This is a genomic window from Gordonia sp. CPCC 205333 (assembly GCF_048537885.1).
GTDB lineage: Bacteria > Actinomycetota > Actinomycetes > Mycobacteriales > Mycobacteriaceae > Gordonia.
In genome coordinates, this window is sequence record NZ_JBCLVI010000004.1 from 347,996 (window position 1) to 371,341 (window position 23,346).

General features: G+C 62.7%; 21 protein-coding genes. 9 read left to right on the forward strand and 12 right to left on the reverse strand.

What is annotated here, in order from left to right; genetic code table 11:
* The first annotated feature begins 65 nt into the window (after positions 1-65).
* Positions 66-1,400: a YibE/F family protein gene (locus AAFP29_RS16145; RefSeq protein ID WP_419218755.1), complete on the forward strand. Its 1,335-nt coding sequence runs from the start codon at positions 66-68 to the stop codon at positions 1,398-1,400.
* Here AAFP29_RS16145 and AAFP29_RS16150 read toward each other — a convergent pair.
* Together AAFP29_RS16150 and AAFP29_RS16155 are read right to left on the reverse strand one after the other, a co-directional pair.
* Positions 1,330-2,229 carry a hypothetical protein gene (locus AAFP29_RS16150; protein WP_419218410.1) on the reverse strand — a complete coding sequence of 300 codons (900 nt, stop codon included), beginning with the start codon at positions 2,227-2,229 and terminating at the stop codon, positions 1,330-1,332. The two genes, AAFP29_RS16145 and AAFP29_RS16150, sit on opposite strands and share 71 nt — an antisense overlap.
* Positions 2,230-2,403: 174 nt before the next feature.
* Positions 2,404-3,048 (reverse strand): N-acetylmuramoyl-L-alanine amidase, encoded by a 645-nt coding sequence (locus tag AAFP29_RS16155; protein ID WP_419218411.1) that lies wholly within the window; start codon positions 3,046-3,048, stop codon positions 2,404-2,406.
* A gap of 10 nt (positions 3,049-3,058) precedes the next feature.
* On the opposite strand from AAFP29_RS16155, the gene AAFP29_RS16160 reads away from it, so the two are divergent.
* Positions 3,059-3,289: a hypothetical protein gene (locus AAFP29_RS16160; protein ID WP_419218412.1), complete on the forward strand. Its 231-nt coding sequence runs from the start codon at positions 3,059-3,061 to the stop codon at positions 3,287-3,289.
* A 14-nt stretch (positions 3,290-3,303) separates the two neighbouring features.
* Here AAFP29_RS16160 and AAFP29_RS16165 read toward each other — a convergent pair whose 3' ends face one another.
* From AAFP29_RS16165 to AAFP29_RS16175, 3 genes are all read right to left on the reverse strand, one after another.
* Positions 3,304-4,203, reverse strand: coding sequence for a hypothetical protein (locus AAFP29_RS16165; protein ID WP_419218413.1), 900 nt, complete (start codon positions 4,201-4,203; stop codon positions 3,304-3,306).
* 30 nt (positions 4,204-4,233) lie between these two features.
* Positions 4,234-5,814, reverse strand: coding sequence for a protein kinase domain-containing protein (locus AAFP29_RS16170; protein ID WP_419218414.1), 1,581 nt, complete (start codon positions 5,812-5,814; stop codon positions 4,234-4,236).
* An 85-nt stretch (positions 5,815-5,899) separates the two neighbouring features.
* Positions 5,900-6,532 (reverse strand): TetR family transcriptional regulator, encoded by a 633-nt coding sequence (locus AAFP29_RS16175; protein WP_419218756.1) that lies wholly within the window; start codon positions 6,530-6,532, stop codon positions 5,900-5,902.
* Between the two features lie 194 nt (positions 6,533-6,726).
* Between AAFP29_RS16175 and AAFP29_RS16180 the strand changes: the two genes are divergently transcribed.
* From AAFP29_RS16180 to AAFP29_RS16195, 4 genes are all read left to right on the forward strand, one after another.
* Positions 6,727-7,827, forward strand: coding sequence for a ferredoxin reductase (locus AAFP29_RS16180; protein WP_419218416.1), 1,101 nt, complete (start codon positions 6,727-6,729; stop codon positions 7,825-7,827).
* Between the two features lie 5 nt (positions 7,828-7,832).
* Positions 7,833-9,014, forward strand: a complete 1,182-nt coding sequence (locus AAFP29_RS16185; RefSeq protein ID WP_419218417.1) for a fatty acid desaturase family protein — start codon at positions 7,833-7,835, stop codon at positions 9,012-9,014.
* Between the two features lie 91 nt (positions 9,015-9,105).
* Complete coding sequence (locus tag AAFP29_RS16190; RefSeq protein WP_419218418.1) at positions 9,106-9,447, forward strand: hypothetical protein; 342 nt, start codon at positions 9,106-9,108, stop codon at positions 9,445-9,447.
* A 91-nt stretch (positions 9,448-9,538) separates the two neighbouring features.
* Entirely contained in the window at positions 9,539-10,045 is a 507-nt protein-coding gene (locus tag AAFP29_RS16195) for a DUF4395 domain-containing protein (protein WP_419218419.1), read from the forward strand.
* 37 nt (positions 10,046-10,082) lie between these two features.
* Here the strand turns inward: AAFP29_RS16195 and AAFP29_RS16200 are convergent, their stop codons facing one another.
* From AAFP29_RS16200 to AAFP29_RS16220, 5 genes are all read right to left on the reverse strand, one after another.
* Positions 10,083-11,051: an exopolyphosphatase gene (locus AAFP29_RS16200; protein WP_419218420.1), complete on the reverse strand. Its 969-nt coding sequence runs from the start codon at positions 11,049-11,051 to the stop codon at positions 10,083-10,085.
* The gene (locus AAFP29_RS16205) at positions 11,048-11,566 is read right to left on the reverse strand and encodes a DUF501 domain-containing protein (protein WP_419218421.1); all 519 of its coding nucleotides are present in this window, start codon (positions 11,564-11,566) and stop codon (positions 11,048-11,050) included. Before AAFP29_RS16205 ends, AAFP29_RS16200 begins: the two co-directional genes overlap by 4 nt.
* A 32-nt stretch (positions 11,567-11,598) precedes the next feature.
* On the reverse strand, positions 11,599-12,291 hold the full coding sequence (locus tag AAFP29_RS16210; RefSeq protein WP_419218422.1) for an FtsB family cell division protein: 693 nt from the start codon (positions 12,289-12,291) through the stop codon (positions 11,599-11,601).
* 13 nt (positions 12,292-12,304) lie between these two features.
* On the reverse strand, positions 12,305-13,591 hold the full coding sequence (gene eno / locus AAFP29_RS16215; RefSeq protein ID WP_419218757.1) for a phosphopyruvate hydratase: 1,287 nt from the start codon (positions 13,589-13,591) through the stop codon (positions 12,305-12,307).
* Positions 13,592-13,686: 95 nt separating this feature from the next.
* Positions 13,687-14,448: a lytic transglycosylase domain-containing protein gene (locus tag AAFP29_RS16220; protein WP_419218758.1), complete on the reverse strand. Its 762-nt coding sequence runs from the start codon at positions 14,446-14,448 to the stop codon at positions 13,687-13,689.
* Positions 14,449-14,641: 193 nt separating this feature from the next.
* Between AAFP29_RS16220 and efeU the strand changes: the two genes are divergently transcribed.
* From efeU to efeB, 3 genes are read left to right on the forward strand one after another with little or no spacing between them, the layout of a single operon-like run.
* Entirely contained in the window at positions 14,642-15,601 is a 960-nt protein-coding gene (gene efeU / locus AAFP29_RS16225) for an iron uptake transporter permease EfeU (RefSeq protein ID WP_419218423.1), read from the forward strand.
* Positions 15,598-16,806 (forward strand): iron uptake system protein EfeO, encoded by a 1,209-nt coding sequence (gene efeO, locus AAFP29_RS16230; protein ID WP_419218424.1) that lies wholly within the window; start codon positions 15,598-15,600, stop codon positions 16,804-16,806. The genes efeU and efeO overlap by 4 nt, the downstream gene beginning before the upstream one ends.
* A gap of 28 nt (positions 16,807-16,834) precedes the next feature.
* Positions 16,835-18,145, forward strand: coding sequence for an iron uptake transporter deferrochelatase/peroxidase subunit (gene efeB, locus AAFP29_RS16235; RefSeq protein WP_419218425.1), 1,311 nt, complete (start codon positions 16,835-16,837; stop codon positions 18,143-18,145).
* A gap of 28 nt (positions 18,146-18,173) precedes the next feature.
* Here efeB and AAFP29_RS16240 read toward each other — a convergent pair whose 3' ends face one another.
* Together AAFP29_RS16240 and mfd are read right to left on the reverse strand one after the other, a co-directional pair.
* On the reverse strand, positions 18,174-19,496 hold the full coding sequence (locus tag AAFP29_RS16240; protein ID WP_419218426.1) for a MazG family protein: 1,323 nt from the start codon (positions 19,494-19,496) through the stop codon (positions 18,174-18,176).
* Positions 19,497-19,621: 125 nt separating this feature from the next.
* Positions 19,622-23,326 (reverse strand): transcription-repair coupling factor, encoded by a 3,705-nt coding sequence (gene mfd, locus AAFP29_RS16245; RefSeq protein WP_419218427.1) that lies wholly within the window; start codon positions 23,324-23,326, stop codon positions 19,622-19,624.
* Positions 23,327-23,346: the final 20 nt, after the last annotated feature.

A 23,346-nucleotide genomic window follows, 5' to 3' on the forward strand; every position in this document is an offset into this window, starting at 1 on the left:
CTGCGGAGTCGGCTGGCGCCCCCGCATCTGCTGCGGATCGGTCATCTCATCCGCACAGCCACGGGCTGGGATCGGGCCCCGCACCGCTGTCCGGCGCGGCCCGTATGACGGTGATCGTCATCCTCGGACTTATCGCGGTAGCGGTCGCCGCCGGGCTGGCGGTGTTATGGCCGTCGTCGGCAGATCATCCGATCCCCATGCAGTTCCGCTCGGCTGACGGCGGACCGATCCGTACCGTCAACGGGACCGTAATTACACAAACCCGCGCCGCCTGCCAAAACCAGCTCGTCGGTGTCGCCATCGACGCGGACTCGATTCCCGTCACCTCGACGGCCGATGGTCCGTGTATCGACTCAACGGTTCGCCTCGACACCGGGGACGACGCGGGGAAACTGGTGCTGATCCAAGTCCCGACCAATAAGGCACAGTCGGGAACCGGTCCGGACACCCCAAAGCCCAATCCGGCGACGGCGGACGAACCTCAGCCCGGCCAACCGACCCTGCGTATCGACGATTCGATTCGGCTCAGTGCGAGCCCCGGCTACGACGGAACGTCACGGTACAACTTCTACGATTTCGCGCGCGGGCGGTCAATCCTGGTGTGGGCCATACTATTTGTCCTAGCGATCGTCCTGGTGGCCGCGTGGCGCGGGCTTCGCTCGGTTATCGGACTAGCCTTCGCTTTTGCCGTCCTTGGCGTGTTCACCCTGCCGGCCATTCTCGCCGGCAATTCTCCAGTCGCTGTCGCGGTCGTGTCCTCGGCGCTGATCCTGTTCGTCGTCCTCTATTTGGCGCACGGCATCAGCATGCGTACGAGTTCAGCACTATTGGGCACGCTGGTCTCGCTCGGGCTGGCCGGGTTGCTGAGCTGGCTGGCGATCAAGACAACGAGTATCACCGGCCTGTCTGGCGATCAGACGATGAGTATCCAGCTGTATCAGGGCACCATCTCGGTGTCGGGGCTACTTCTCGCCGGTTTCATCATCGGCACCCTCGGCGTGCTCAACGACGTCACCATCACCCAGGCGTCGGCCGCCTTCGAACTTGCTGGGGCCGGCGAACACTCACGTATCGCGACCTTTCGCGCGGCGATGCGGATCGGGCGCGATCACATCGCCAGTACCGTATACACCCTGGTATTCGCCTATGCCGGTAGTGCATTGCCGCTGCTGTTGCTTTTTTCCGTTGCGTCACAACCATTCGGCTCGCTGCTGACCACCGATCAGGTCGCCATCGAATTGGTCAGGGCGTTTGTCGGAGGCATCGCTATCGCGTTGTCGGTGCCGCTGACCACCGCGATAGCTGTTGCGCTGGTGCGACTTCCGGCTGCTACACCGGCGGGCACTGACCGAATGGCAGGGACGCCATATTCTTCGACAGCCAGCCACCAATCTGAGTGAGCATCCGTTTGCCGTCGTCGAACGACCCACTACGCGGAATCGCCGCCATCGATACGGCAACCTGCCCGCGAGTGGTGTTGATCAATGCGATCTGACGCACGATATAGCCCTGCCGGGTATCACTCACCGGCCCCCAGCCACCCTTGACGGCAGTGGTCGCCCCCTGCGAGCGCCCTACCTTGGCGACCCCCCACTGTTGGTTGGGCGCAACCGAACTCATCAGTCGGACAATATGTTCGGCACCCGACATACAGGGCAGGTGGGCTCCGAACCTGGCCTGATCGATCAGCGCCCACTGCGTATAGCCGGGGTAGGACTTCGGCAGATCCAGTTCGGACGAGACCCGGGTCACCGCATCATGGCCTTCACGCAGAATCCCGGTAACCGCATCGACCGCCTGCCTGCTGCCACCCAGCGATCCCCAGAGATCCGACGCCGCGTCGTTGTCCGACAACATGATCGCTTTGGCCTCCGCACCGGCGACCGCGACACCGTTGCGGCGTTGCGACGCGAGCGATACCGGGACTTTGAAGGTCGACCACGCACGGCCCGCCTTGAGCGGGCCGAACGACAGTCCGTTGTCTCCCCCGACGGGCACCAGGGCCACGCCGATCTGACCGGCTGTCGGCTTGCGCTTGGCCATCGTCTTTCGAAGCGAGGAGAAGCTCGACGTTAGCTTCTGCTGCGCTGTCGGGGGCAACCTCAGCGCGGGAAAGATCTGTTCCAACGATGGTAGGAGCGGCCTCGCCGACGCCACTGACCCGCCAGCGAAGACGATGCTGATCACAACGAGTACGACGATCGCCGCCGTCCGAAAGTTCTTAGCCACAACTGCCCCTTTAGTCACACAAGTAACAGGAGCCTATGTTGACGGCTCGGCGTCGGCCAGGTCCCGACGCCAACCGCAATGGTCGCGTGAGCGGGGCGTTATCGATCCGGTGCATTCATAGCGCGGAATTCGGTCAATATCCATATATCGCCGGGACCCATTGCCGATGCCAGATCAGCACCGACGGGGCAGCGCCTGCTGAACACCCGCAGCGATCCCCTTCGCATATGCGCGTAAGGCGGTCGGCTCCACCGCTATCGAACCTCCGGTGGTGCCGGAACTGAATTCGTTATATACCCACGGGGTGCTCTGAGCAATCAGCGAAATGATCGGGATATTTCCCGACCACAGTGGCGCACGACCGCTGAAATCGTTGTCCTGCACTGTGACCGGATGCCACTCCGAGCGGCTGCGGGCCGCCGCGACCTTCGTCGCATATCGTTGACTGGCCGCGGCCGTCCGCTCGGCACGGAAAGTCACGCGCACGGTGGCACCGTCGACACCAGAACCTTCCCGGAACAGCCCCACCCGCTGCGCGAATACCGCGTTGACCCCCGGGCTGGTGTGAATGCTGATCCCTATCTGCGCGCCGACAGCCTCCGCGCGATCTACCCGCTGGCGATAGCTGACGTTCTCGTTCGGCGAACGTTTCAGCAGGACAACCCGGTAGCCCCGTGCGCGCAGGATCTCAGCCACCTGACTCGCAACAGAGAAGGCATCACCGTCTTCGGCACCATTGGGATAATCAATCTGCGCCGCACCGGTTTTCGGATCGAAGGATTCGATACGCACCGGGTTGTGACCGGGATCCAGCGCCACAATCGGGGAAGTGCACTTGACGGCGTGCGAGGCGACCAGCGACGATTCGACCGACTTTCGGCTCTCCTGGGCAACCGCGTCGGCGGTCCTGGGCAAAGTTGACCTCTCGGGACCCGACGGCGAGGCGCACGCGCACAACGCCGATAACACCACGCACACGGCCAGTAGTGCCCAATTCGGGGGCATCCGCCTAGCTGATGACGAAGTCATCAGCATTCTCGCAGCCTTTGCGCTTCGGTAGCGGTGGGCCGATGACTATCGCGCGCATACGCCGCGCGGAAGTCGCTCGACCTTGGTATTCAACCACCGCGCAACCTGATTGAGCGCCGACGTACCGCTTTCCAACGAACCGCCCGCGGCCACCGTAGTCATGGCGACGGCAGTTTTGGAACCGTCGGCAAACGTGAGTACCCCGATTTGCCTGACCACATATCCCGACGTCGGACTCGGTCCCCAGCCGCCCTTGACCGCCGTCGCTTTCGGGGCGGCCATGATCTCAACGCCCCACCGCTGATTGCCCGCGACACCGCCCATATACCCGAGTACGCGTTTCGCATCGGGCAGGCAGGGAAGACTTGCGGCGAAGGTCGCGGCATCGGGCGTCGGCCACGGCGTTTGACCGAAAACTGTGAAACCTGCGAGGAGCCGCTGGCTCGGCACTTGCGCGCCTGATCCCGCTTGACGCAATACGGTCATCACCGATTTCGACGCCTGCACGCCGCCTCCGAGCGACGACCACAGCTCCTCGGCAGACGCATTGTCGGACTGCGTGATCGCCGCGGCAGTGGCAGTCATCGAACCGTGCTCTCGTTCCGCCGCGATCGCGAGGGGCACCTTGATCGTCGACCAGGCGACCTGGGTGGGCAACGTACCCAGATCAATTCGCTGCGACGCCGACGTGCCAACCCCGACGATCGAGACTGATACCGGCTGAGACAGACTGCGCGACAACGCTTTCCATCCTCTACGCAACTCGGCGGCACCCGCGACCGGACGAGTAGGCACCGACACCCCACTCGATGTCGTCGAACTCGGCGGTGCCACTACCGTTTCGGTTACCGTTGTGGGCCCGCCATCGGAGGCTTGGCCACACGCACTCACCGCCACAACTGCACATGCCAGCGTGACCGCACCGTTCAACCACCTGTTGGCCACCGCACCTCGCCCCTCACTTGTTGTGAACACTCAGTAGATGACCACGACGGCGTTATTTCCACCGCGACACGCCACAACGTCGCCCTCCGGTGTGCAATCCATCAGGTAGCTCATGCCGGTGGTCGGACTGTAGGCGGTGATTTGTCTGGCCTGTCCTTTCGTACCAGTCCGCAAATACTCATCGCGCACCGCGAATGCGAACGCGCAACTGGTCACGTCGGTACCAATACCGACCGTCGTGTCACACTGCGTCGACAGCGGCGCAGGCAAGGTCGGCGTCTGCGAGGCCGTGTCCTGCATCGACGTCACTGTTTGCGTCACCGTCGAATCGTCCGAGACGGAAGCACCATCATTTCGGGAGGACAGTACGAAGAAGATGGCGCCACCCAACACGATCAATAAGACCAGCGCGATTGCCGCGAGAATCGGCACAACTGAGCGCCGGGGCGGATACGGCGTGGGGTACGCCGGCGCGGTCCCATACGTACCCGGCATGCTGACCGGCTGCGGGAAATAGGCGGGCTGGGGTTGCGACACATAACCCGGATGCGGTCCGGAGACGAATCCCGATGCTGGTGCCGACCGATCGCCCGGACCCAGCGGCACCGGACCGGACGGCCGTATAACAGTCGGCGAATACGCCGGCACCCGATGCTGAGTTTCGTCGTAGGCGCCTGGGGCTGCCGATTCGACGACCTCGGTGACAGTCCCAGCTGCGGGAATCAGCGGATCGTCGGGTTTGCGCAGGGAAATTGTCTTCTCCGACGCCGCGAAGCCATCAGTGTCGAAGCCGATCGCGGCGCGGGCGGCCGCTGCGAATTCCGCTGCCGAGGCATACCGCTGTTCGGGACTCTTCGCCAGACCGCGGGCGATAACAGGCTCCAACGCCGCGGGCAACTGCTCGTTAAGAGACCGCAGCGTTGGCGTCGGGTCGAGTACGGCGGCCTTGATCGCTTTCGACACCGTGGCGGCGGGGTGCGGAACTTGGCCAGTGAGGCATTCGAAGAGAACCGCAGCCAAGGCGTAGATATCGCTGGCCGGGGACGCTGCCTCGTTGTCGAACTGCTCAGGTGCCATATAGGCGAACGAGCCGATCGTCGACCCGGCCTGCGTCAGATGTGTCGACGAATCAGCTTGTGCGATACCGAAATCCACGAGGTAGGCGAAGTCGTTGTCGGTGACGAGGATGTTCTCCGGCTTGACGTCGCGGTGCACCAAGCCATCGGCATGTGCGGCATCAAGGGCCTGTGCGATCTGCACGACGATTGCCACCGCCCGATCCGGCGGCAACGCGCCGGTATCGGTGAGGACCCGACGTAGATCCGGCCCGGCGACCAGCCGCATGTCGAGGTAGAGCACGCCGTCCAGGTCACCGAAATCATGGATGGGGATGATATGCGGCTCGCCGAGGCGCGCGACCGCGCGCGATTCACGGCGGAACCGCTCCTGATAGATCTGATCGTCAACGAGGGACGGATTGAGGAGTTTGAGCCCTACTTCGCGATCCTTGTCGATGTCGTAGGCACGATAGACCTCCCCCATGCCGCCACGACCGAGGAGTTCGTCGAGACGGTATGGGCCGAACTGAGTGCCGACACGGCTTTCGGACATGAGGTGAAGTCTATGCGGGCGCGGTTCGAGTCGCGGGCATCCTGCACTGTTCGGCGGACGAGGAGGGGGTCTCAACCGCCGCAGATCAGCTGCTACGCCACTGCGTCATTCCCAGAAACACCATTACCAACTGCCGCTCGGTGCGGATCACGATCTCGCGTTCGGCCGCCGCACCGCGATAGTCGCCGTCGAGCAGGTCAGCCACCGCGGTCATCATGATGGTGACGATGAGTTCGGCTGCCAGTTCCAGATCCTCCGGAGACCACGCGGCAAGGGAGGGCAGACGGGACAGATCGATCGCGAGTTCCTTTGCGAACAGCCGCAATTCCATATCTATGGCCCGGCGCACTTCAACCACACCGCCGTGCCGCTCGCGGATCAGGAACCGGAACTGGGATTCGTTGTTGCGGACATGCTCCAGCAGGATGGCCAGCGAGTTCTTGGCCGTCGGCATCGCTTGACGGGCGGCGAGATCACGACGTCCCTCGCGCAAGGCTCGACGCAGTACCCGCATCGAATCCTCGACCAGGGTGACGCCCAGATCCTCCATCGAGGCGAAATGCCGATAGAACGCTGTCGGCACTATTCCGGCACCACGAGCGACTTCACGCAGACTGAGGCCGCCGAAACTCCGCTCGTCGACCAGCGCCATCGTCGTATCCAATAGGGCCTGGCGCGTGCGTTCCTTCTTTTCCGCGCGACTCTCCGAGTCGGCCACACCGCTCGAGCCACTCGGCCGCGCACGGCGCGTAGTACGCGCGTTCTCCGATCGACTCACAGTTCTCCAGCTTAGAGCGTGCCGACCGTCACACGAACTTTCGCTTGACGGGCACCGCCAATCATATGTCACACTTGTTTGTGTACAGATGTACACTCAAACTTCGCAGCCCACCCAGGAACGGATACCAGCCAATGAGTCTGAGACTTCCCTCCGCACCGCGTTCCGGCTTTCTGGCCGGAATCATCGAGGCAGCCCTCGCCCCGCATCCGGTCGATCGGTACCTCGAGTTGATTGATCCGATGATGACGTGGCGCGACATGCGTGCCAAAGTAGTCGGCATCGAGCGTCGCACCGATCGCACAGTTACCCTCACCCTGCAGCCAACCCATCAGTGGAGCGGCCACCAGGCAGGTCAGTTTATCCAGCTCAGCACCGTAATCGATGGTGTGCGTCAGAGCCGCTGCTTCTCGCCGGCCAACGCCGCCGATGCCGGGGCCGGACCGATCGAACTGACTGTCACCGCCCACCCCGACGGCTTCGTGTCGCAGCACTTGCGCGAACACACCGCGATCGGTGACGTACTGGGTCTATCGGCCGCCGACGGCGACTTCACGCTGCCCGACGACCTCGGCGCGAACGCGGTCTTCATCAGCGGCGGCAGCGGCATTACACCCGTACTCTCAATGATGCGTACACTCATCGCGAACGGGTACACCGGAACCATTACATTCGTGCACTATGCGCGGACCCCCGACGACGTGCCATACGGCGTCGAACTCGAAACCTTCGCCACCGCGTACGACAACCTCGACCTCCGAGTGCGGTACACCGACGTTCCCGGCGGCGAGTTCTTCTCGCCCGCACATCTCGACGACATCGCCGGACTTGAGGCGGACGGCGACGCGCAGATCTTCCTCTGCGGCCCCGCGCCGCTGATGGACGACGTGAAGGCGTATTGCGCGGACCGCGACATAGCTGATCGCCTCCATTTCGAGGCTTTTACCCTGTCCACCCCGACCGTCGATCCCAACGAGCCGATCACCGGCGAATTGACGTTCAGCCGGTCGGTGACCAGCGCCGCGAATGACGGTCGCACCATTCTCGAGCAGGCCGAGTCCGCCGGCCTATCCCCGGAGAGCGGATGCCGCATGGGTATCTGCTTCTCCTGCACCGCAATAAAGAAATCCGGCTGCACCCGCAACGTGCTGACCGGCGAAACCGACATCGAAGCCGACCAGCACATTCAACTGTGCATCAACCAGCCGGTCGGCGACGTAGAAATCGAGGTGTAAGAACAATGGCTATCCAAATCAGCGACTTTTACCGCGCCGCACAAGCGAAGAGTTCCACCAAATCCGACACCATCAACGTCGACCTCAGCTATGAGCAGGTTGAGCAGCTCGGGCGTGATCTCGATGCCCTGCGGGCTCGCGTCGTCGCCGATCTCGGCGACTCCGATCGTGAATACATCTACTCAATCATCAAGGCGCAGCGCGGATTCGAAGTCGCCGGGCGTGCTCTGATGTACCTCGGATTCTTCCCGCCGGCTTGGCTCGCGGCCGTCGGCGCGTTGAGCGTCTCGAAGATTCTCGACAATATGGAGATCGGCCACAACGTCATGCACGGCCAGTACGACTGGATGCGTGAAGACACCTACAACTCACGCGAGTTCGAGTGGGACACCGTGTGCCCGGCCGACCAGTGGCGTCACAGCCACAACTACATGCACCACACATTCACGAATGTGCTCGGCGAGGACCGCGACATCGGCTACGGCATCTTGCGGATGGACCGCGACCAGAAGTGGAACCCCTACTACCTGGGCAACCTCTTCTACGCGACCGCGCTGATGGCGTTCTTCGAATGGGGCGTCATGCTCCACGACCTTGAGGTCGAGCGCATCGTCGCAGGCGAGCGTAAATGGTCCGATGTCAAGGGCCTGGTGAAGGGCATGTGGCGTAAGGCCAGCAGGCAGGTCTTGAAGGATTACGTTGTGTTCCCGGTCCTGTCCGGCCCAATGTTCATCACCACCCTCGCGGGCAATGTCACCGCGAACTTCGTTCGCAACCTGTGGACTTACTCGATCATCTTCTGCGGCCACTTCCCCAGCGGTGCACAGACTTTCACCGCCGAAGAGTGCGTGAATGAGACCAAGGGCCAGTGGTACCTGCGACAGATGCTCGGATCGGCGAATATCGAAGGCAGCGAGCTGTTCCACATCATGAGCGGCAACCTGTCGCATCAGATCGAACATCACCTGTTCCCCGACGTCCCCGCTAACCGCTACCCGGAGATGTCTGCCGAGGTACGCGAGATCTGCGAACGTTACGGATTGCCGTACAACACCGGCAACCTACGCAGCCAGCTCGGTTCGACCTGGAAGAAGATCGCCAAGCTGTCGCTGCCGAACTCGTGGACCCGCGACGACAACAACATCGTCGTCAACATCGAGCGCGCGCCGGCGAAGATCGCGGGTTAACTCTGCGCTACTCGCTCCGTCCCCTACCCGCCGCGGCCATCCGCGGCGGGTAGGGTCGGCTGCTATACGAGATCGTCGAGAAAGGTTGGTCATGGGCGACGAATTGGAACGCAAACTCGAGCGCAATAAGGACATCGCCCAGGAGGTCGTTGAGACCACCGCCCACCGGGTCGGACGGATCGCGACGATCATCACCAGCGCGGTAGCCGAAGTTGCTCGTGAGATCGGCGACCTGGTCACCGACGGATTCGAGATGCGGGACGCCGCGCGTCGGGCGAAGGCCGACAGTGAGCGACGATTGTCCGCCGACGATATCGACGATTCCGACGACATCGAGGATCCCGAAGACGATCAGCAAGCACTGCCATCAGGGGAGACAGATCGAGATCTCGACATTATCGACGCCGAGGTCGATACCGACGAGACCAAATAGTCGGCTTTGAACCCGCGCTGAGCGCAATTATTGGCGCCACGTACCCCTTGCTCTAGCCTCGGAGGACAAGTGCTCGCATGGAGGTCAACAAGTGTCAGTACGTGAGGCATTCGCCTTTCCCAACCCGGTCAACGATTACGCGGCGCGTTCGACGGCCGGTCTGGTCGTCGTGCTGGCAGTCGTGACCATCGCGGTCAATCAGTGGTGGCTGTACGCCCTACTCGCTATCGGCTTCGCACTTCGCGTGGCCGGCGGCCCGAAATACTCCCCCTTCGGTCGGCTAGCCGTGCACGTCATCGTGCCGAAGATCTGGAAAAAGGAAAAGCTGGTTCCCGGCCCACCGAAGCGATTCGCGCAGACCATCGGTCTCGCCCTGTCCACGGTGGCATTGGTGCTGAGCCTTCTCGGCTTCGGGCTCGCCGCGCAGATCGCGATCGCATTCCTCATCGTCGCGGCCACCTTGGAGTCGGTATTCGGCTTCTGCCTCGGCTGCACGATCTTCGGCTTCCTGCAACGTGCGGGTGTCATCCCGGACACCGTGTGCGAGGCATGCAACAACATCTGGGCACGCGATACGACGTCGGCTAACGCAGCCTGACCGTTACCGCCTGCCGAACAGACGCGCGGATCGAGCGTTAAGCCAGCAGGCCCAGCGCTATGCCGTCCAGGATGTCATGCTCGGATACCACCAGGCTGTCGATGCCGGCGCCTTCGGCCAGCAGCGCGGCCAGTTCCACGGTCACCAATGAGCCGCCGCCGATGACGTCGACGCGACCGGGATGCATCGGACCCAACGTGGCCCGCTCGGCCCTTGTCATCCCGATCAGTGACCGGCACACCTGATCCAGACGGTTGAATCCTATGCGCGACAAGTGAATTCGCTCGGCGTCGTATTCTTCGAGTCCCAGGCCCAGTGCGGCCAGGGTCGTCATAGTGCCGGCCACGCCGACCCAGGTGACAGTCTGATCGATTGGCACGGCGGCGAGTGCGGGTCCGAGCCGTTCGGTGATGAATTCGCGGCCAGCGACGATCTCACCGTCAGTCGGCGGATCAGAATGTAAGCAGCGCTCAGTCAGTCGGACACAGCCGATATTCGCCGAATACGCGGCATCGACGACAGCATCGGAATGCGGCCCGGCACCATGTCCGAGCACTAGTTCCGTTGAGCCGCCGCCCAAGTCGGTGACCAGGAACGGTCCGTCGGCGGGATCCAACTCGCCGACGGCGCCAAGGAAGGAGAGGCGGGCTTCCTCATCGCCGGTGATGACTTCGGCGACCGCACCGGACACTACCTGTCCGAGCAGTTCGGCGGTCATCGCGAAGAATTCATCGCGGTTGGCCGCATCTCGCGTCGCCGATGTCGCGACCATCCGTACTCGTTGTACCCCAAGGGTTTTCATCGTCTTGACATAGTCGGCCAACGCCACAGCGGTGCGCTCGATCGCCTCGGCGGCGAACAGCCCGGTGGCATCGACGCCCTGCCCCAGCCGCACCACCCGCATCTCACGATGGATATCGACCAGCCCCGGCCCGTCGGTCGCCGGGTCCGCCACGAGCAGCCGGATCGAGTTCGTGCCACAGTCGACCGCCGCGACGCGAGTCACTCGCTGGCTCGCGCGGTCGGCAACTGCGGCCAATCAGCGGGGATCGCGGTGCCACGCAACCCATTCGCCGCAGCCAATGAGACGGCTTCATCACCGAGCGGATTGACTCCCGGCCCTTTCGCCAGGGAATGAGCGATGAGCACGTGCAGACATTTCACCCGATCGGGCATTCCCCCACCGGAGAAGTCGGTGCCGAGGGACTCAATCGCGTTACGCTCGGCGAGGAAGCTCTCGTGGGCACGCCGATACCCTTGTGCCAGTTCCGGATCGGTCGCGAGTCGATCCGTCATGTCACGCATCACCCCCGCCGACTCGAGCCTGCTCGCCTCAGCGGTGAGGCGCGGATCGGTGAGGTAATACAGCGTCGGGAAGGGAGTACCGTCGGGCAACCGAGGGGTCGTCTTGACGACCGCCGGGCGACCATCCGGCGTGTGATAGCTGACCTCGATGACTCCGCGCGGCTCTCTACCAAGTTGCGCCGCAACAGCTTTCAGATCTTCGTCGGAAACACTCACAAATCCACTACCCGTTGGTTGAACTTCAAGAATTATTTCGCGGCTGCCGGAGTGGCAACCGAATCCCACAGGTTTCCATACCAGGGATTGCGCGCCTTCGCGGCCGCGCGATCTTCTTCTGCCTTTCGCTGCGCCTGCCCCGGGAATGTCAACACCAGGACCGTCTCACCGGGGCGGGCGTACTGCAGACGAGCTCGTGCCTTCGCCTCGGTGTACGCCGGGTCACCCTGCTCGTTGACTTTCTGCTGATAGTCGGCGACTTCTTTGTGCAACTGCGCATTTGACTCGCGCAACTGGTCAAATTCCGACTGCTGCGAGAAGTAGGTGCGCATCGGCATCGCGAGGGTCAAGATCACGAAGGCCAGTACAACCGCCATGATCACCGCGTGCCTCGGATTGACTCCGCGCATCCGATGCAACGCATTTTGCGTGAACCCCGGACGCGGAGTGTTGGTGCGAGCGCCGCGAGCAGAGCGCACCCGAGCCGCTGGTGCGGCCTCCTCGACCTCGATGTCGTCAGCATTGGACGGCATATCGACATCGGCATCAATGTCCTGGGCCACTTGGTCGTTCGGTTCGACGGCGTCGTCGTCCGTTATCGGGTTGGGTCCAGTGTCACCAGACGTCCGACGGAGACCACCGGGGCGGGTCGATCGAATGCGATCGACCCGGCCGCGACGACTCCGACGGGAGCCGTCGCCGCGCTCACCCGGTCGTTCAGCCATACCTTCTAGCTAATCACGAACCAACGGCGAAGCGTGGGAAGGCAAGGTCGCCGGCATAGCGTGCCGCATCGCCAAGCCCCTCTTCGATCCGCAGCAACTGGTTGTACTTGGCGACGCGCTCGCTACGAGCCGGAGCACCGGACTTGATCTGACCGCTGCTACACGCGACAGCCAAATCAGCGATGGTGGTGTCCTCGGTCTCGCCCGAACGGTGACTCATCATCGACTTGTAGCCATTGTTATGCGCGAGCGATACGGCGTCGAGAGTCTCGGTCAACGTGCCGATCTGATTGACCTTGACCAGCAACGCATTTGCGGCGCCTTCGCTGATGCCGCGTTCGAGACGCTCGGGGTTGGTGACGAACAGGTCGTCACCGACGAGTTGTACCTTGTCGCCGATAGCCTCGGTCAGTGCGACCCAGCCTTCCCAGTCGTCTTCCGACAGCGGGTCTTCGATGGAGACCAGCGGGAAGTCGGCGACCAGTTTCTCGTAGAACGGAATCATGTCAGCCGCGCTGCGGGTCTCGCCCTCGAATGCATAACCAGTGCCCTCGGTGTAGAACTCGGTCGCCGCGACATCGAGAGCCAGGGCGATATCCGACCCCATTGTGAAACCGGCTTTGCCGATGGCTTCTTCGATGATCTTCAGCGCCTCGCTGGTGCCGGCCACGTTGGGGGCGAAGCCACCTTCGTCGCCGAGTCCGGTCGACAGGCCCTTGGACTTGAGCACCGACTTGAGCGAGTGGTACACCTCAGCACCCCAGCGCAGCGACTCCTTGAAGGTCGAAGCGCCGATCGGGGCGATCATGAATTCCTGCACGTCGACACCCGAATCCGCATGGGCGCCACCGTTGATGATGTTCATCATCGGCACCGGCAGAATGTGTGCGTTGGGTCCGCCGATGTAGCGGAACAGCGGCAGGCCAGCGGATTCCGCAGCTCCCTTCGCCACCGCGAGCGAGACGCCGAGCAGCGCGTTGGCGCCCAGGCGCGACTTGGCCGGAGTGCCGTCGAGGTCGAGGAGGACCTGGTCGACAACTCGCTGGTCGTCGGCGTCGATACTGATGATTGCCGGCGCGATCTCGTCGAGGACCGCCTCGACAGCTTTGGTCACACCCTTACCGAGGTAACGGGCGTCACCGTCGCGAAGCTCGACGGCCTCATGCTCACCGGTCGATGCGCCGGAGGGCACGGCCGCGCGACTGAATGTGCCGTCGTCGAGCACGACCTCGACCTCGACGGTCGGGTTACCTCGGGAGTCGAGAATCTCTCGTGCGCCAACCTGTTCGATAATTGCCACGGCCACAGCCCCAATCATTTGGTCTAGGTCGGCGACTCCAGGGCGCGCCGCCTACATCAGTCGGTGAGAATTACGTCTCTGAGCCTACTGGTCGGCTAGTAGTTCACGCCGATCGAGTAGGCGTTGGCCCGATCCCGCACTTCGAGCAGATAGCTGCGCGAGTTGTTGTAGGTGAGAACCGCCTTTTCCCAGCCCCGCGCCTCGGTCATGTCGCCGCCGGCCGAAACGCACAGATACCTTGCCGCCGACAACGCCGCGTCGTCGAGATTGTCTGGATCGGCCTTGCCGTCGCCGTTGGCGTCCACCCCGTATCGCGTCCACGTCTCGGGCAGAAATTGAAACGGTCCCATCGCGCGCACATAATTGGGCTGGTCGGCGGTTCCCGGGTCGTCGGCGTCGACGATACGCATATTGCCGTTGGTGCCGTCGAGTTCGGGGCCACGAATCTTCGGCGAGGTATCCCCATTGGCGGCGATGCTGCTGCCGCGATGCTTGCCATGTTTGCTCTCCGTGCCTGCGATCCCAGCGATCGTGGTCCACGCGATTCCGCATTCAGGATGCTGTTGACGCTGGATCTCGGCGGCGTTGCCATAGGACTCCAGCGCGATCCGCGGGATCCCCGACTCGCTGAGCGAGTCCGCCCACGCGCCCAGCTTCGACGCTGTTCGGCCAGGTGCGTTGATATCGATATAGGGAACGGCTTTGCCCGGCCCCGGCGGAATGCCCTGCGGAATGTCGGGCCGGTTGACCGACGGAATGTCCAGGCATCCGGTCGCCAGGACCGCGGTCAGCGCGAACGCCGCCGACAGACCCACTCGACGCCGCGACGACGATTTTCCGCACTGCACCACTTGTATTTCCTCACAAACATCAGACCGGATTCACAATCTACCGTGTGTAACTTCCACGAATGCCGTTCGGTTCCTGCCAAAACGGACAATCCGCTCAGCATTCAACGATCTGACCAGACGCGTTGTAATCTCGCTTGGTTAGCCTTGCCGAAGCAGAGTGACTGCGACGCGCTGGCGCTGCTGGATCGAAGGAAGATTGATGGAAACGCTGGCTGCGGCAACTAGCCCGACGGTATTCGCGCAGATGTTCGGAAGTGCGCTGATCGGAGTCCGCGAAGGACTCGAAACCGGAATCGTCGTGATGATCTTGATCGCGTTCCTCGTCAAGTCGGGTCGCCGCGATGCACTCAAATGGGTATGGCTCGGCGTCGGACTCGCACTGGCAATGGTGATCGCCACGTTCGCCATCATCCACTTCGGCACCTCGACGATTGACGGCCTGACCGCTGAACTCATCGCCGGACTCGCTTCCCTGGTCGCGGTAGTCATTGTGACCTTCATGGTGTTGTGGATGGGTAAGGCGTCGTCACATATCTCGGCGGACCTCAAAGAGGGCATGTCCAAGGCACTAGTCGCCGGAACACCCGCGGTCCTGGCACTGTCCTTCCTCGCCGTCGGGCGAGAGGGTTTCGAGACCGCGCTGCTGATGGTCGGTTACGCCGAGAGCGTCTCCGGCGGACTGTGGCCGTTACTTGGGTTGCTCATCGGCGTGGTCATCGCGGTTGGGCTGACTATCGCCCTCTACTTCGGCGCTGTGCGGATCAACTTCGCGAAGTTCTTCCGGTACACCGGCATCTTCCTGATTTTCGTCGCCGCTGGCATTCTCGGCTACGGCGTGCGCGCTCTGCAGACCTACGGCTGGCTCCCCGGTATCAACAATGCCGCCTTCGACTGGTCGAACTGGTACGACCTCTCGTCCTGGTACGGCACATTGTTGGGCGGCATTTTCAATATTCGTCCCAATCCGACCTGGCTTCAGCTCGTCGCCTGGGCGGCCTATCTGGTCGTCGTACTGACGTTGTTCTTGCTGCGCACCAAACCGTCCACGCCGAAAGCCGGCGCTTCCCCGCGCGGATCGATTCCCGCACAACCGAATTCATTATCAGCGCCGACGCCGACCGTCGATGCTGCCAAGGGAAAGGAAACCCCAACACCGTGAAACACACACTCAAGACGACGGTCGCCGTCGGAGCGATTGCCATCGGAGCTCCGCTCGCGCTGGCCGGCTGTACGTCGAAAACCGACTCAACCGATGCCATCGCAGTGACGTCGACGAACGATGCCTGCGACCTGTCGACCTCCGACGCCCAGACCGGCGAGGTCAACTTCAAAATCACCAACTCAGGCTCTAAAGTCACCGAGTTCTACGTCTACGGAAACAACAGTCGCGTACTCGGCGAGGTCGAGAACATCGGGCCTGGCCTGTCGGGAAATCTCAAGGTCGAAATCACCGACCCGGGCACCTACCAGGTCGCGTGCAAACCGGGCATGGTCGGCCTCGGTGTTCGCCAAGAGATCAAGGTGACCGGCGAGAAGAAGGAAAAGTCCGAAGTCCCGGCTGACGTCAATGCCGCCAAGGCGCGTTACCTGGATTATGTACGCGGCCAGACCGCCGCGCTCAGTTCGCAGGTCGCCACCTTCGTGAACAACGTCAAGAGCAACAACCTCGACGCCGCGCGGGACCAGTTCGGGCAGGTGCGCACGTCATACGAGCGCATCGAGCCGGTCGCCGAATCCTTCCAGGACCTCGACCCCAAAATCGACATGCGCTGGGATGACACCGCCGACGGCAAGGAGCCGTTCAGCGGCTTCCACCGGATCGAACGCTTCCTGTGGCCACCGCAGCCAGCCGAGATCGGCGACGCGGAAGGCCAGATCGCACCGGCAGACGCTGCCAACGCCAAGACCGCCGACACTCCGGCCGCGATCGCCAAGGTGGCCGATCAGCTGCTGACCGACGTCAACTCGCTGAAGACCGAGGTCGACAAGAAGGATTTCGTCTTCGAGACACAATCGTTTGTTCAAGGCCCCAAGGCCCTGATCGACGAGGTCGCGGCGACTAAAGTCAATGGTGAGGAAGACCGCTATTCGCATACGGACCTGTGGGATTTCGCAGCCAATGTCGAAGGCTCACAACAGCTGATCGGTGAACTACAGCCGATCATCGAAGCAAAGAACAAAACCCTGATGAACCAGATCACCGCCGCGTTCACCGCGGTCTCCAACAGTATCGACAAGTACCGCGAGGGCGACGGCTACGTTTCCTACGACAAGGTGACCGCCGAACAGCGCAAGGCCCTCTCGAATCAGATCGACGCTCTCTCGGCGGTTCTGTCGCAGGTGCCCGGCGTGGTGTTGGGCTGATCGCGGTTACGAAGGAAGTTATTTGATCATGGTTGACACACCGACTCCCGACGAGTCCGGGCGATCCGGCCCGAAACTCTCTCGGCGCACATTGCTGGGTGCGACGGGAGTCGGTGTGGTTGCCGCCGCGGCCGGTGGTGCGGCGATTGGCCGCGCCACCGCCGCGCAGGAGCCGGCACCGACGGACGTGGTGCCATTTCGTGGCGACCGCCAGGCTGGCATCATCACCGCAGCCCAGGACCGGCTGCACTTTTGCGCCTTCGACGTCGTCACCGACGACAAAGCGGCGCTGGTGGCATTGCTCAAGCGATGGACCATTGCCGCTGAGCGAATGACCGCGGGCCAGGAGACCACCCCGGACGGTGCGACCGGCCTGGGTGATTTCACCCCTCCAGCAGATACCGGTGAGGCACTTGGCCTTTCATCGTCGAAGCTCACGCTCACAATCGGCTTCGGGCCGGGGCTGTTCGGCCCGACACCGGCCTTCCCTACTGCTCGCGACCGGTTTGGCATCGCCGACCGGCGACCGGCGGCTTTGAGTCAACTCCCCGCGTTTCCCGCCGAACGTCTTGATCCGGCGAAGAGCTTCGGCGACATCTGCGTACAAGCCTGCGCCGACGACCCACAAGTCGCGGTGCATGCCATCCGCAACTTGGCCCGGATGGGCTTCGGTGTGGTATCGGTTCGGTGGTCTCAGCTGGGTTTCGGTCGCACCTCGTCGACGACGAAATCTCAAGACACTCCGCGAAACATGTTCGGGTTCAAGGACGGAACCAACAATGTGCGCGCCGAGGACACCGACCTTCTCGACAACTGGGTGTGGGTGGAAAAAGACGACAACCCCGGCGCGGCACAGTGGATGACCGGCGGCACCTATCTGGTGGCCCGCCGCATCCGGATGGACATCGAGCCGTGGGATCGCGCGAATCTCCTTGAGCAGGAACAGATCATCGGACGGATGAAAGGAAGCGGTGCTCCACTCGGCCAGGAAAAAGAGTTCGACACACCGGATTTCAACATCACGTCCAAGGGATCACCACTCATCCCGCTCACCGCTCATGTCCGGCTCGCCCATCCCAACCAGAACGGCGGCGTTCGCCTCTTGCGTCGCGGCTACAATTTCACCGACGGCTCTGACGGTTTCGGTCACCTCGATGCGGGACTGTTCTTTCTGGCGTTCTGCCGCGACGTCGGGAAACAATTCGTACCGATGCAGAACACGCTGTCGACTCAGGACGCCCTGACCGAATACCTGATTCCCAACGGTGCCGCCGTATTCGCCATCCCACCTGGCCTCCGCGACGGCGAATGGTGGGGACAGCAGCTATTCGAGGGATAGCCCGAGGATGGTGCGCGCTAGCGGACCCTCAGTCTTCTCGCGGTGAGCGAGGCACCACATTCGGCGCGTCAGGTGCACGGGTCTGGGTGTCATTGCCCTCGGCACCCGCCTCTGCCGTCGTCTCGTCGATCGATTCCGAACCGTAGTAGTCGTCAAGGCTGACATCGTCGTCGGCGGCGGCGAGATCTGTTTGCGCCGTGACACTTTCCTCGCTCGCGGACTCTTCGAACACATCGGCAGCGGGGATGGAACCGTCGTCTCGGGCCGACTCCTCGGATAATGCTTCCGAGGCGGCCGGTGACGACGCATCTTCTGGAAGCGGGTCTTCGGTCGGCGTCAGTTCGGGAGTCGCGGCTTCGGAAGTCGCAGCCGGACTATCCGATGATGCAGGCAGTGCGCTCGACTGCGGCACCTCGTCCCCATCCGAATCCTCCTGCGCCACATAGCCGTCCGCGACACCCAGATGTTCCAGCCAGTCCTGAGGCGTGCTCAACACCACGCCGGCGGCCTGGGCCGAAGCCTCGGCGGCATATACCCGATCCATCAGATCCAACACGCGCTGACGAGTGATGTCCTCAGTGCTCCGGCCACCAACATCGACTGTCACCGATAGCAATTCGTGATCAACCTCAGGTTTGGGGAATCCCGCCGCGGCCAACCGCTCGAGGACCTTCTGCGCCAGCGCCAATGCAGGCGCGGTAGTGGCGATACCGTCGAGAATCGACCCACGGGCCTTCTCCGCGGCCTTGCGTTCTTCCCACTCGCGGATCTGGGTCTCCAGATCGCTGTGTTCACCGGACAAAATACCCGGCGTACGGTGGGACACCTTGGCCACGAAAGACCTTGCGACATCGTCGATATCGAAAGGCGCGGTCGGATCATCGGCGGCGATCCGGGAGTGGAAGAGAACCTGCAGCAACAGATCACCGAGTTCTTCGCGCAGATCGTCCTGGGTGCCGACGTCGATAGCGTCGAGAAGTTCGTAGACCTCCTCGAGCAGATACCGCCGCAACGAATCATGAGTCTGCTGCGATTCCCACGGACCGTTGCGGCGCAGGGTGTCCATCAAGGCGACAGCCTCGATCAGGGAGTCGCCGGAGTGCCGCTGCACAGCGATTACCACTTCACCCCGCTCGGTGCGCGCCCGAACCAACGGATGGGTGCGGTCGGTACTGATCAACACCGTTAGCGGATCACCATCGTCATGGACCGGCGCGGCAGTCGCGTTTTGCAGCGCCCACAGCGTTGTCGGATGAACGTCCTCGGTCACCAGCACCGGCCCTACGACGAATTTCATCGCAGCCAGCGGCAGAACCTCGGGACGTAACGGATCAAGCAGGATCACCGTCATGTCGACGTCTACCTCCGACTTCTAGACTTCATGCGAGGAGCAATTACTTTTCGATCTCAAACAATAGTCTCATCCTGAGGTGGACGGTGCGCGTTGCACCCGCCCGGTCGCCCTGGCCGGCGCCCCTAGATCGTGTCAATCGGCTTAATCTGCTTGAGAAATGTGATCAGATACTCGATCAATTCCTCATCGCGCAGGCGCGGCGACCCAACACCACCGGTACGCGGAATCGGCAGCGTAACAACCGACGTCGTCGCACGATAACCGGCTGACGAATACAGCCGTTTGAGGCGGACCTGCTCGGAATCGAGAAGCGACATCGGCGAAATCTTGATCTGCGTGCCAGCCCCACCGATCTCAGCAATTCCCCGCTCGCGAGCACGCAGCCGCAAACCCGCGATGGCGGCGAGGCGTCGAGTCTCGACCGGCGGCTCACCATATCGATCGGCGAGTTCGGTGAGAACTGCGGTGATGTCGTCGTCGGTCGCCGCGGCAGCAAGTTTGCGATAGCCCTCCAACCGCAGACGGTCGGAATCGACGTATTCGACCGGAATATGCGCGTCGACAGGAAGATCGATCCGAACCTCGAAGGTTTCGGTCGACTCGACCGTCTTTCCATCCGCGGCAGCTCGATACGCTTCGACTGCCTCGCCGACCAGACGTACGTAAAGGTCGAAGCCCACCCCCGCGACATGCCCGGACTGCTCGGCGCCCAGTACATTTCCCGCGCCGCGCAATTCCAGATCCTTCAGCGCGACAGCCATCCCGGCACCCAGCTCGTTGTTCTGCGCGATAGTGGCCAGCCGGTCGTAGGCCGTTTCGGTCAGCGGTTTCTCCGGACTGTAGAGCAGGTATGCGTACCCACGTTCGCGACTGCGTCCCACCCGACCGCGTAACTGATGCAGCTGGGATAGCCCGAAATTCTCGGCACGGTCGACGATGAGGGTGTTGGCATTGGAGATGTCGAGCCCGGTCTCGATGATGGTCGTGCAGACCAGTACGTCGTATTCACGGTTCCAGAACCCGTTGACGGTACGTTCTAGCTGGTCCTCCCCCATCTGCCCGTGCGCGACGACAACCCTGGCCTCGGGCACCATCGACGAGATTTCCCGAGCCATCTTGTCGATACTCGACACTCGATTGTGCACGAAGAACACCTGGCCGTCACGCAATAGTTCTCGTCGGATCGCGGCCGCGACCTGCTTGCCGCTGTACCCGCCGACATAGGTCAGTACGGGATGCCGCTCCTCGGGAGGAGTGAGGATGGTCGACATTTCCCGAATGCCCGCCATCGACATCTCCAGCGTGCGCGGGATGGGCGTCGCCGACATCGTCAACACGTCGACGTGGGTGCGCAACGACTTAATGTGCTCTTTGTGTTCGACGCCGAATCGCTGCTCTTCGTCGACGATGACCAGGCCGAGATCCTTCCAGGACACCCCCGTCTGCAGCAGGCGATGGGTGCCGATCACGATGTCGACCTCGCCAGTCCGCATCGCCTCGATGGTCGCGCGCGATTCGGCCGCGTCGGTGAAGCGTGAAAGCCCTTTGATCCGCACCGGGAAGCCGGCCATGCGTTCAGCGAATGTCTGCAAATGTTGTTGCGCCAGAATGGTCGTCGGCACCAACACGGTGACCTGCTTGCCATCCTGTACCGCTTTGAAAGCCGCGCGCACGGCGATCTCAGTCTTGCCGTAACCCACATCGCCGACGATGACCCGGTCCATCGGCACCGGTCGCTCCATGTCGGATTTCACCTCGGAGATCACCGTCAGTTGGTCCACCGTCTCGGTGAAGTCGAAGGCGTCCTCCATCTCCCGCTGCCAAGGAGTATCGATGCTGAACGCGAAACCAGGAGCGGCGTGTCGGGCGGCATACAGCTGCACCAACTCCCCCGCGATCTCGCGAACAGCCTTGCGCGCCTTACGTTTTGTGTTCTGCCAATCCGATCCGCCGAGTTTCGACAAGGAAGGCTGCTCGCCGCCGACGTAGCGACTCAACTGATCGAGCGCGTCCATCGGCACGTACAACCGGTCGCCGGGCTGACCACGTTTACTCGCCGCGTATTCGATGACCAGATACTCACGGCGGGCACCGGAAATGGTGCGCTCGATCATTTCGACGAATTTGCCGATGCCGTGCTGGTCGTGCACCACCATATCGCCCGAAGCCAGGGCGAGTGGATCAACCTGGTTGCGGCGCTTGGCCGGAAGCTTGCGCCCCTCTTTGGCTCCGACGGTCCTGGTACCGGTGATATCGGCCTCGGAAACGATCACCAGACCGCTCCCGGCGCCGGTCACATTCGGCCCGCTCGCTCCGCTCCCGGCGCCGGTCACATTCGGCCCGCTCGCTCCGCTCCCGGCGCCGGCCAGCACTAGGCCATGCCGCAGCGTCCCGTGATACACCCACACCGTCCCCGGCGCCGGTTCGGTTCCAGCGTCGGCGACCGCCGAGGGCACGCCCGCGTCGGCGAGGCGTTCGTGGTATCGCTGCGCGGTTCCCTTGCCCGCCACCACAATTGCCGCACGACCGTCGGTTGCCACATGCGCCCGCAGCATCGCGAACGTGGCCGCGATCTCCGCCTCGTCGCCACGCGGCGCGGGACCGGGCGCGAGGTCGATAGCCAACTCGTCATCGTCGCCAGCCGATAGTGGACTGATCGTCCACCACGACCGTCCCGCCTCTAAGGTCGCGGCCTCAACCTCGTCCATGGCGCGATATGCACTGGCCTGCAAGTCAATTCCGACGCCGCTACCCGACGACAGCGGCGCCTGCGCACCGAGCGCCGCCGCGGACCACGCCGCCTCGAGGAATTCCGCACCCGTCTTGGACAGGTCCGCGGCCCGAGTCCGGATCTTCTCCGGATCGAGCAGAACCACCCGCGTGCCACTCGGCACAATCTCGGTCAGCAACTCCATCTGCCCGTCGACCAACGCCGGGATAAGTGCTTCCATCCCTTCAACCGGAATGCCTTCGGAGATCTTGGTGAACATCTCCGCGAGTGCTGGATCGTCGGCATGTTCGCTCGCCAGATCACCGGCCCGAACCCGTACCGCCTCGGTGAGGATGAGTTCTCGACACGGGAAGATCTGGACAGCCGCGACGTCGATCTCTTCCTGGGTACGCTGATCGGCCACTGAGAATGCCCGCAAATCGGTGATCTCGTCACCCCAGAACTCCACGCGCACAGGGAATTCCGCCGTCGTCGGAAATACGTCGAGGATACCGCCGCGGACCGCGAACTCGCCGCGCCGACCCACCATGTCGACACGTTCGTAGGCCATCGCTACCAGATCGGTGATGAGGTCGTCGAAGTCAACCTCGCCCCCCTCAGCAAGGGTCACCGTTCGCAACGTCCCGAGACCGGGTGCCATCGGCTGCACCAGGGAACGAACCGTGGTCACGATGACCCGCAAGCCATTCGCAGCCGGATCGGCCAGGCGATGCAATACCTGCAAACGCTGCCCGACGGTGTCTGCACTCGGCGACATACGCTCATGCGGCAACGTTTCCCAAGACGGGAATTGCGCCACCGCCGCCGGGTCGTCCAGCATTTCGGAGAGTTCGGCGGTGAGGTCGTCGGCTTCTCGACCATTGGCCGAGACCACCAACAACGGAGCATCGTCGATACCGTCGATCGCAGCTACGACGAAGGGGCGAGCGGCGTCGGGAGCGGTAATCGTCAGAAGGGTCGACTCATGCCGTGCGGCGACCGCCGCGAATGCGGGGTACGCGCGGGCGATGCGAGATAGTCCGGAAAGGGCAGGGCGCGGCGACGGCGAATCAGCAGACGGCGAATCAGCGGACGAGGAATCAAGCGGTGGGACCACTCGGAGCATTCTATGCTCCG

Excerpts from the sequence above, each read along its gene's own strand:
- AAFP29_RS16185 (WP_419218417.1), top strand. The coding sequence starts at position 7,833 with ATGGCTATCCAAATCAGCGACTTTTACCGCGCCGCACAAGCGAAGAGT.
- efeU (WP_419218423.1), top strand. The coding sequence starts at position 14,642 with ATGGAAACGCTGGCTGCGGCAACTAGCCCGACGGTATTCGCGCAGATG.
- AAFP29_RS16210 (WP_419218422.1), bottom strand. The coding sequence starts at position 12,291 with ATGGCTGAACGACCGGGTGAGCGCGGCGACGGCTCCCGTCGGAGTCGT.
- AAFP29_RS16180 (WP_419218416.1), top strand. The coding sequence starts at position 6,727 with ATGAGTCTGAGACTTCCCTCCGCACCGCGTTCCGGCTTTCTGGCCGGA.
- AAFP29_RS16170 (WP_419218414.1), bottom strand. The coding sequence starts at position 5,814 with ATGTCCGAAAGCCGTGTCGGCACTCAGTTCGGCCCATACCGTCTCGAC.
- AAFP29_RS16240 (WP_419218426.1), bottom strand. The coding sequence starts at position 19,496 with ATGACGGTGATCCTGCTTGATCCGTTACGTCCCGAGGTTCTGCCGCTG.
- AAFP29_RS16190 (WP_419218418.1), top strand. The coding sequence starts at position 9,106 with ATGGGCGACGAATTGGAACGCAAACTCGAGCGCAATAAGGACATCGCC.
- efeB (WP_419218425.1), top strand. The coding sequence starts at position 16,835 with ATGGTTGACACACCGACTCCCGACGAGTCCGGGCGATCCGGCCCGAAA.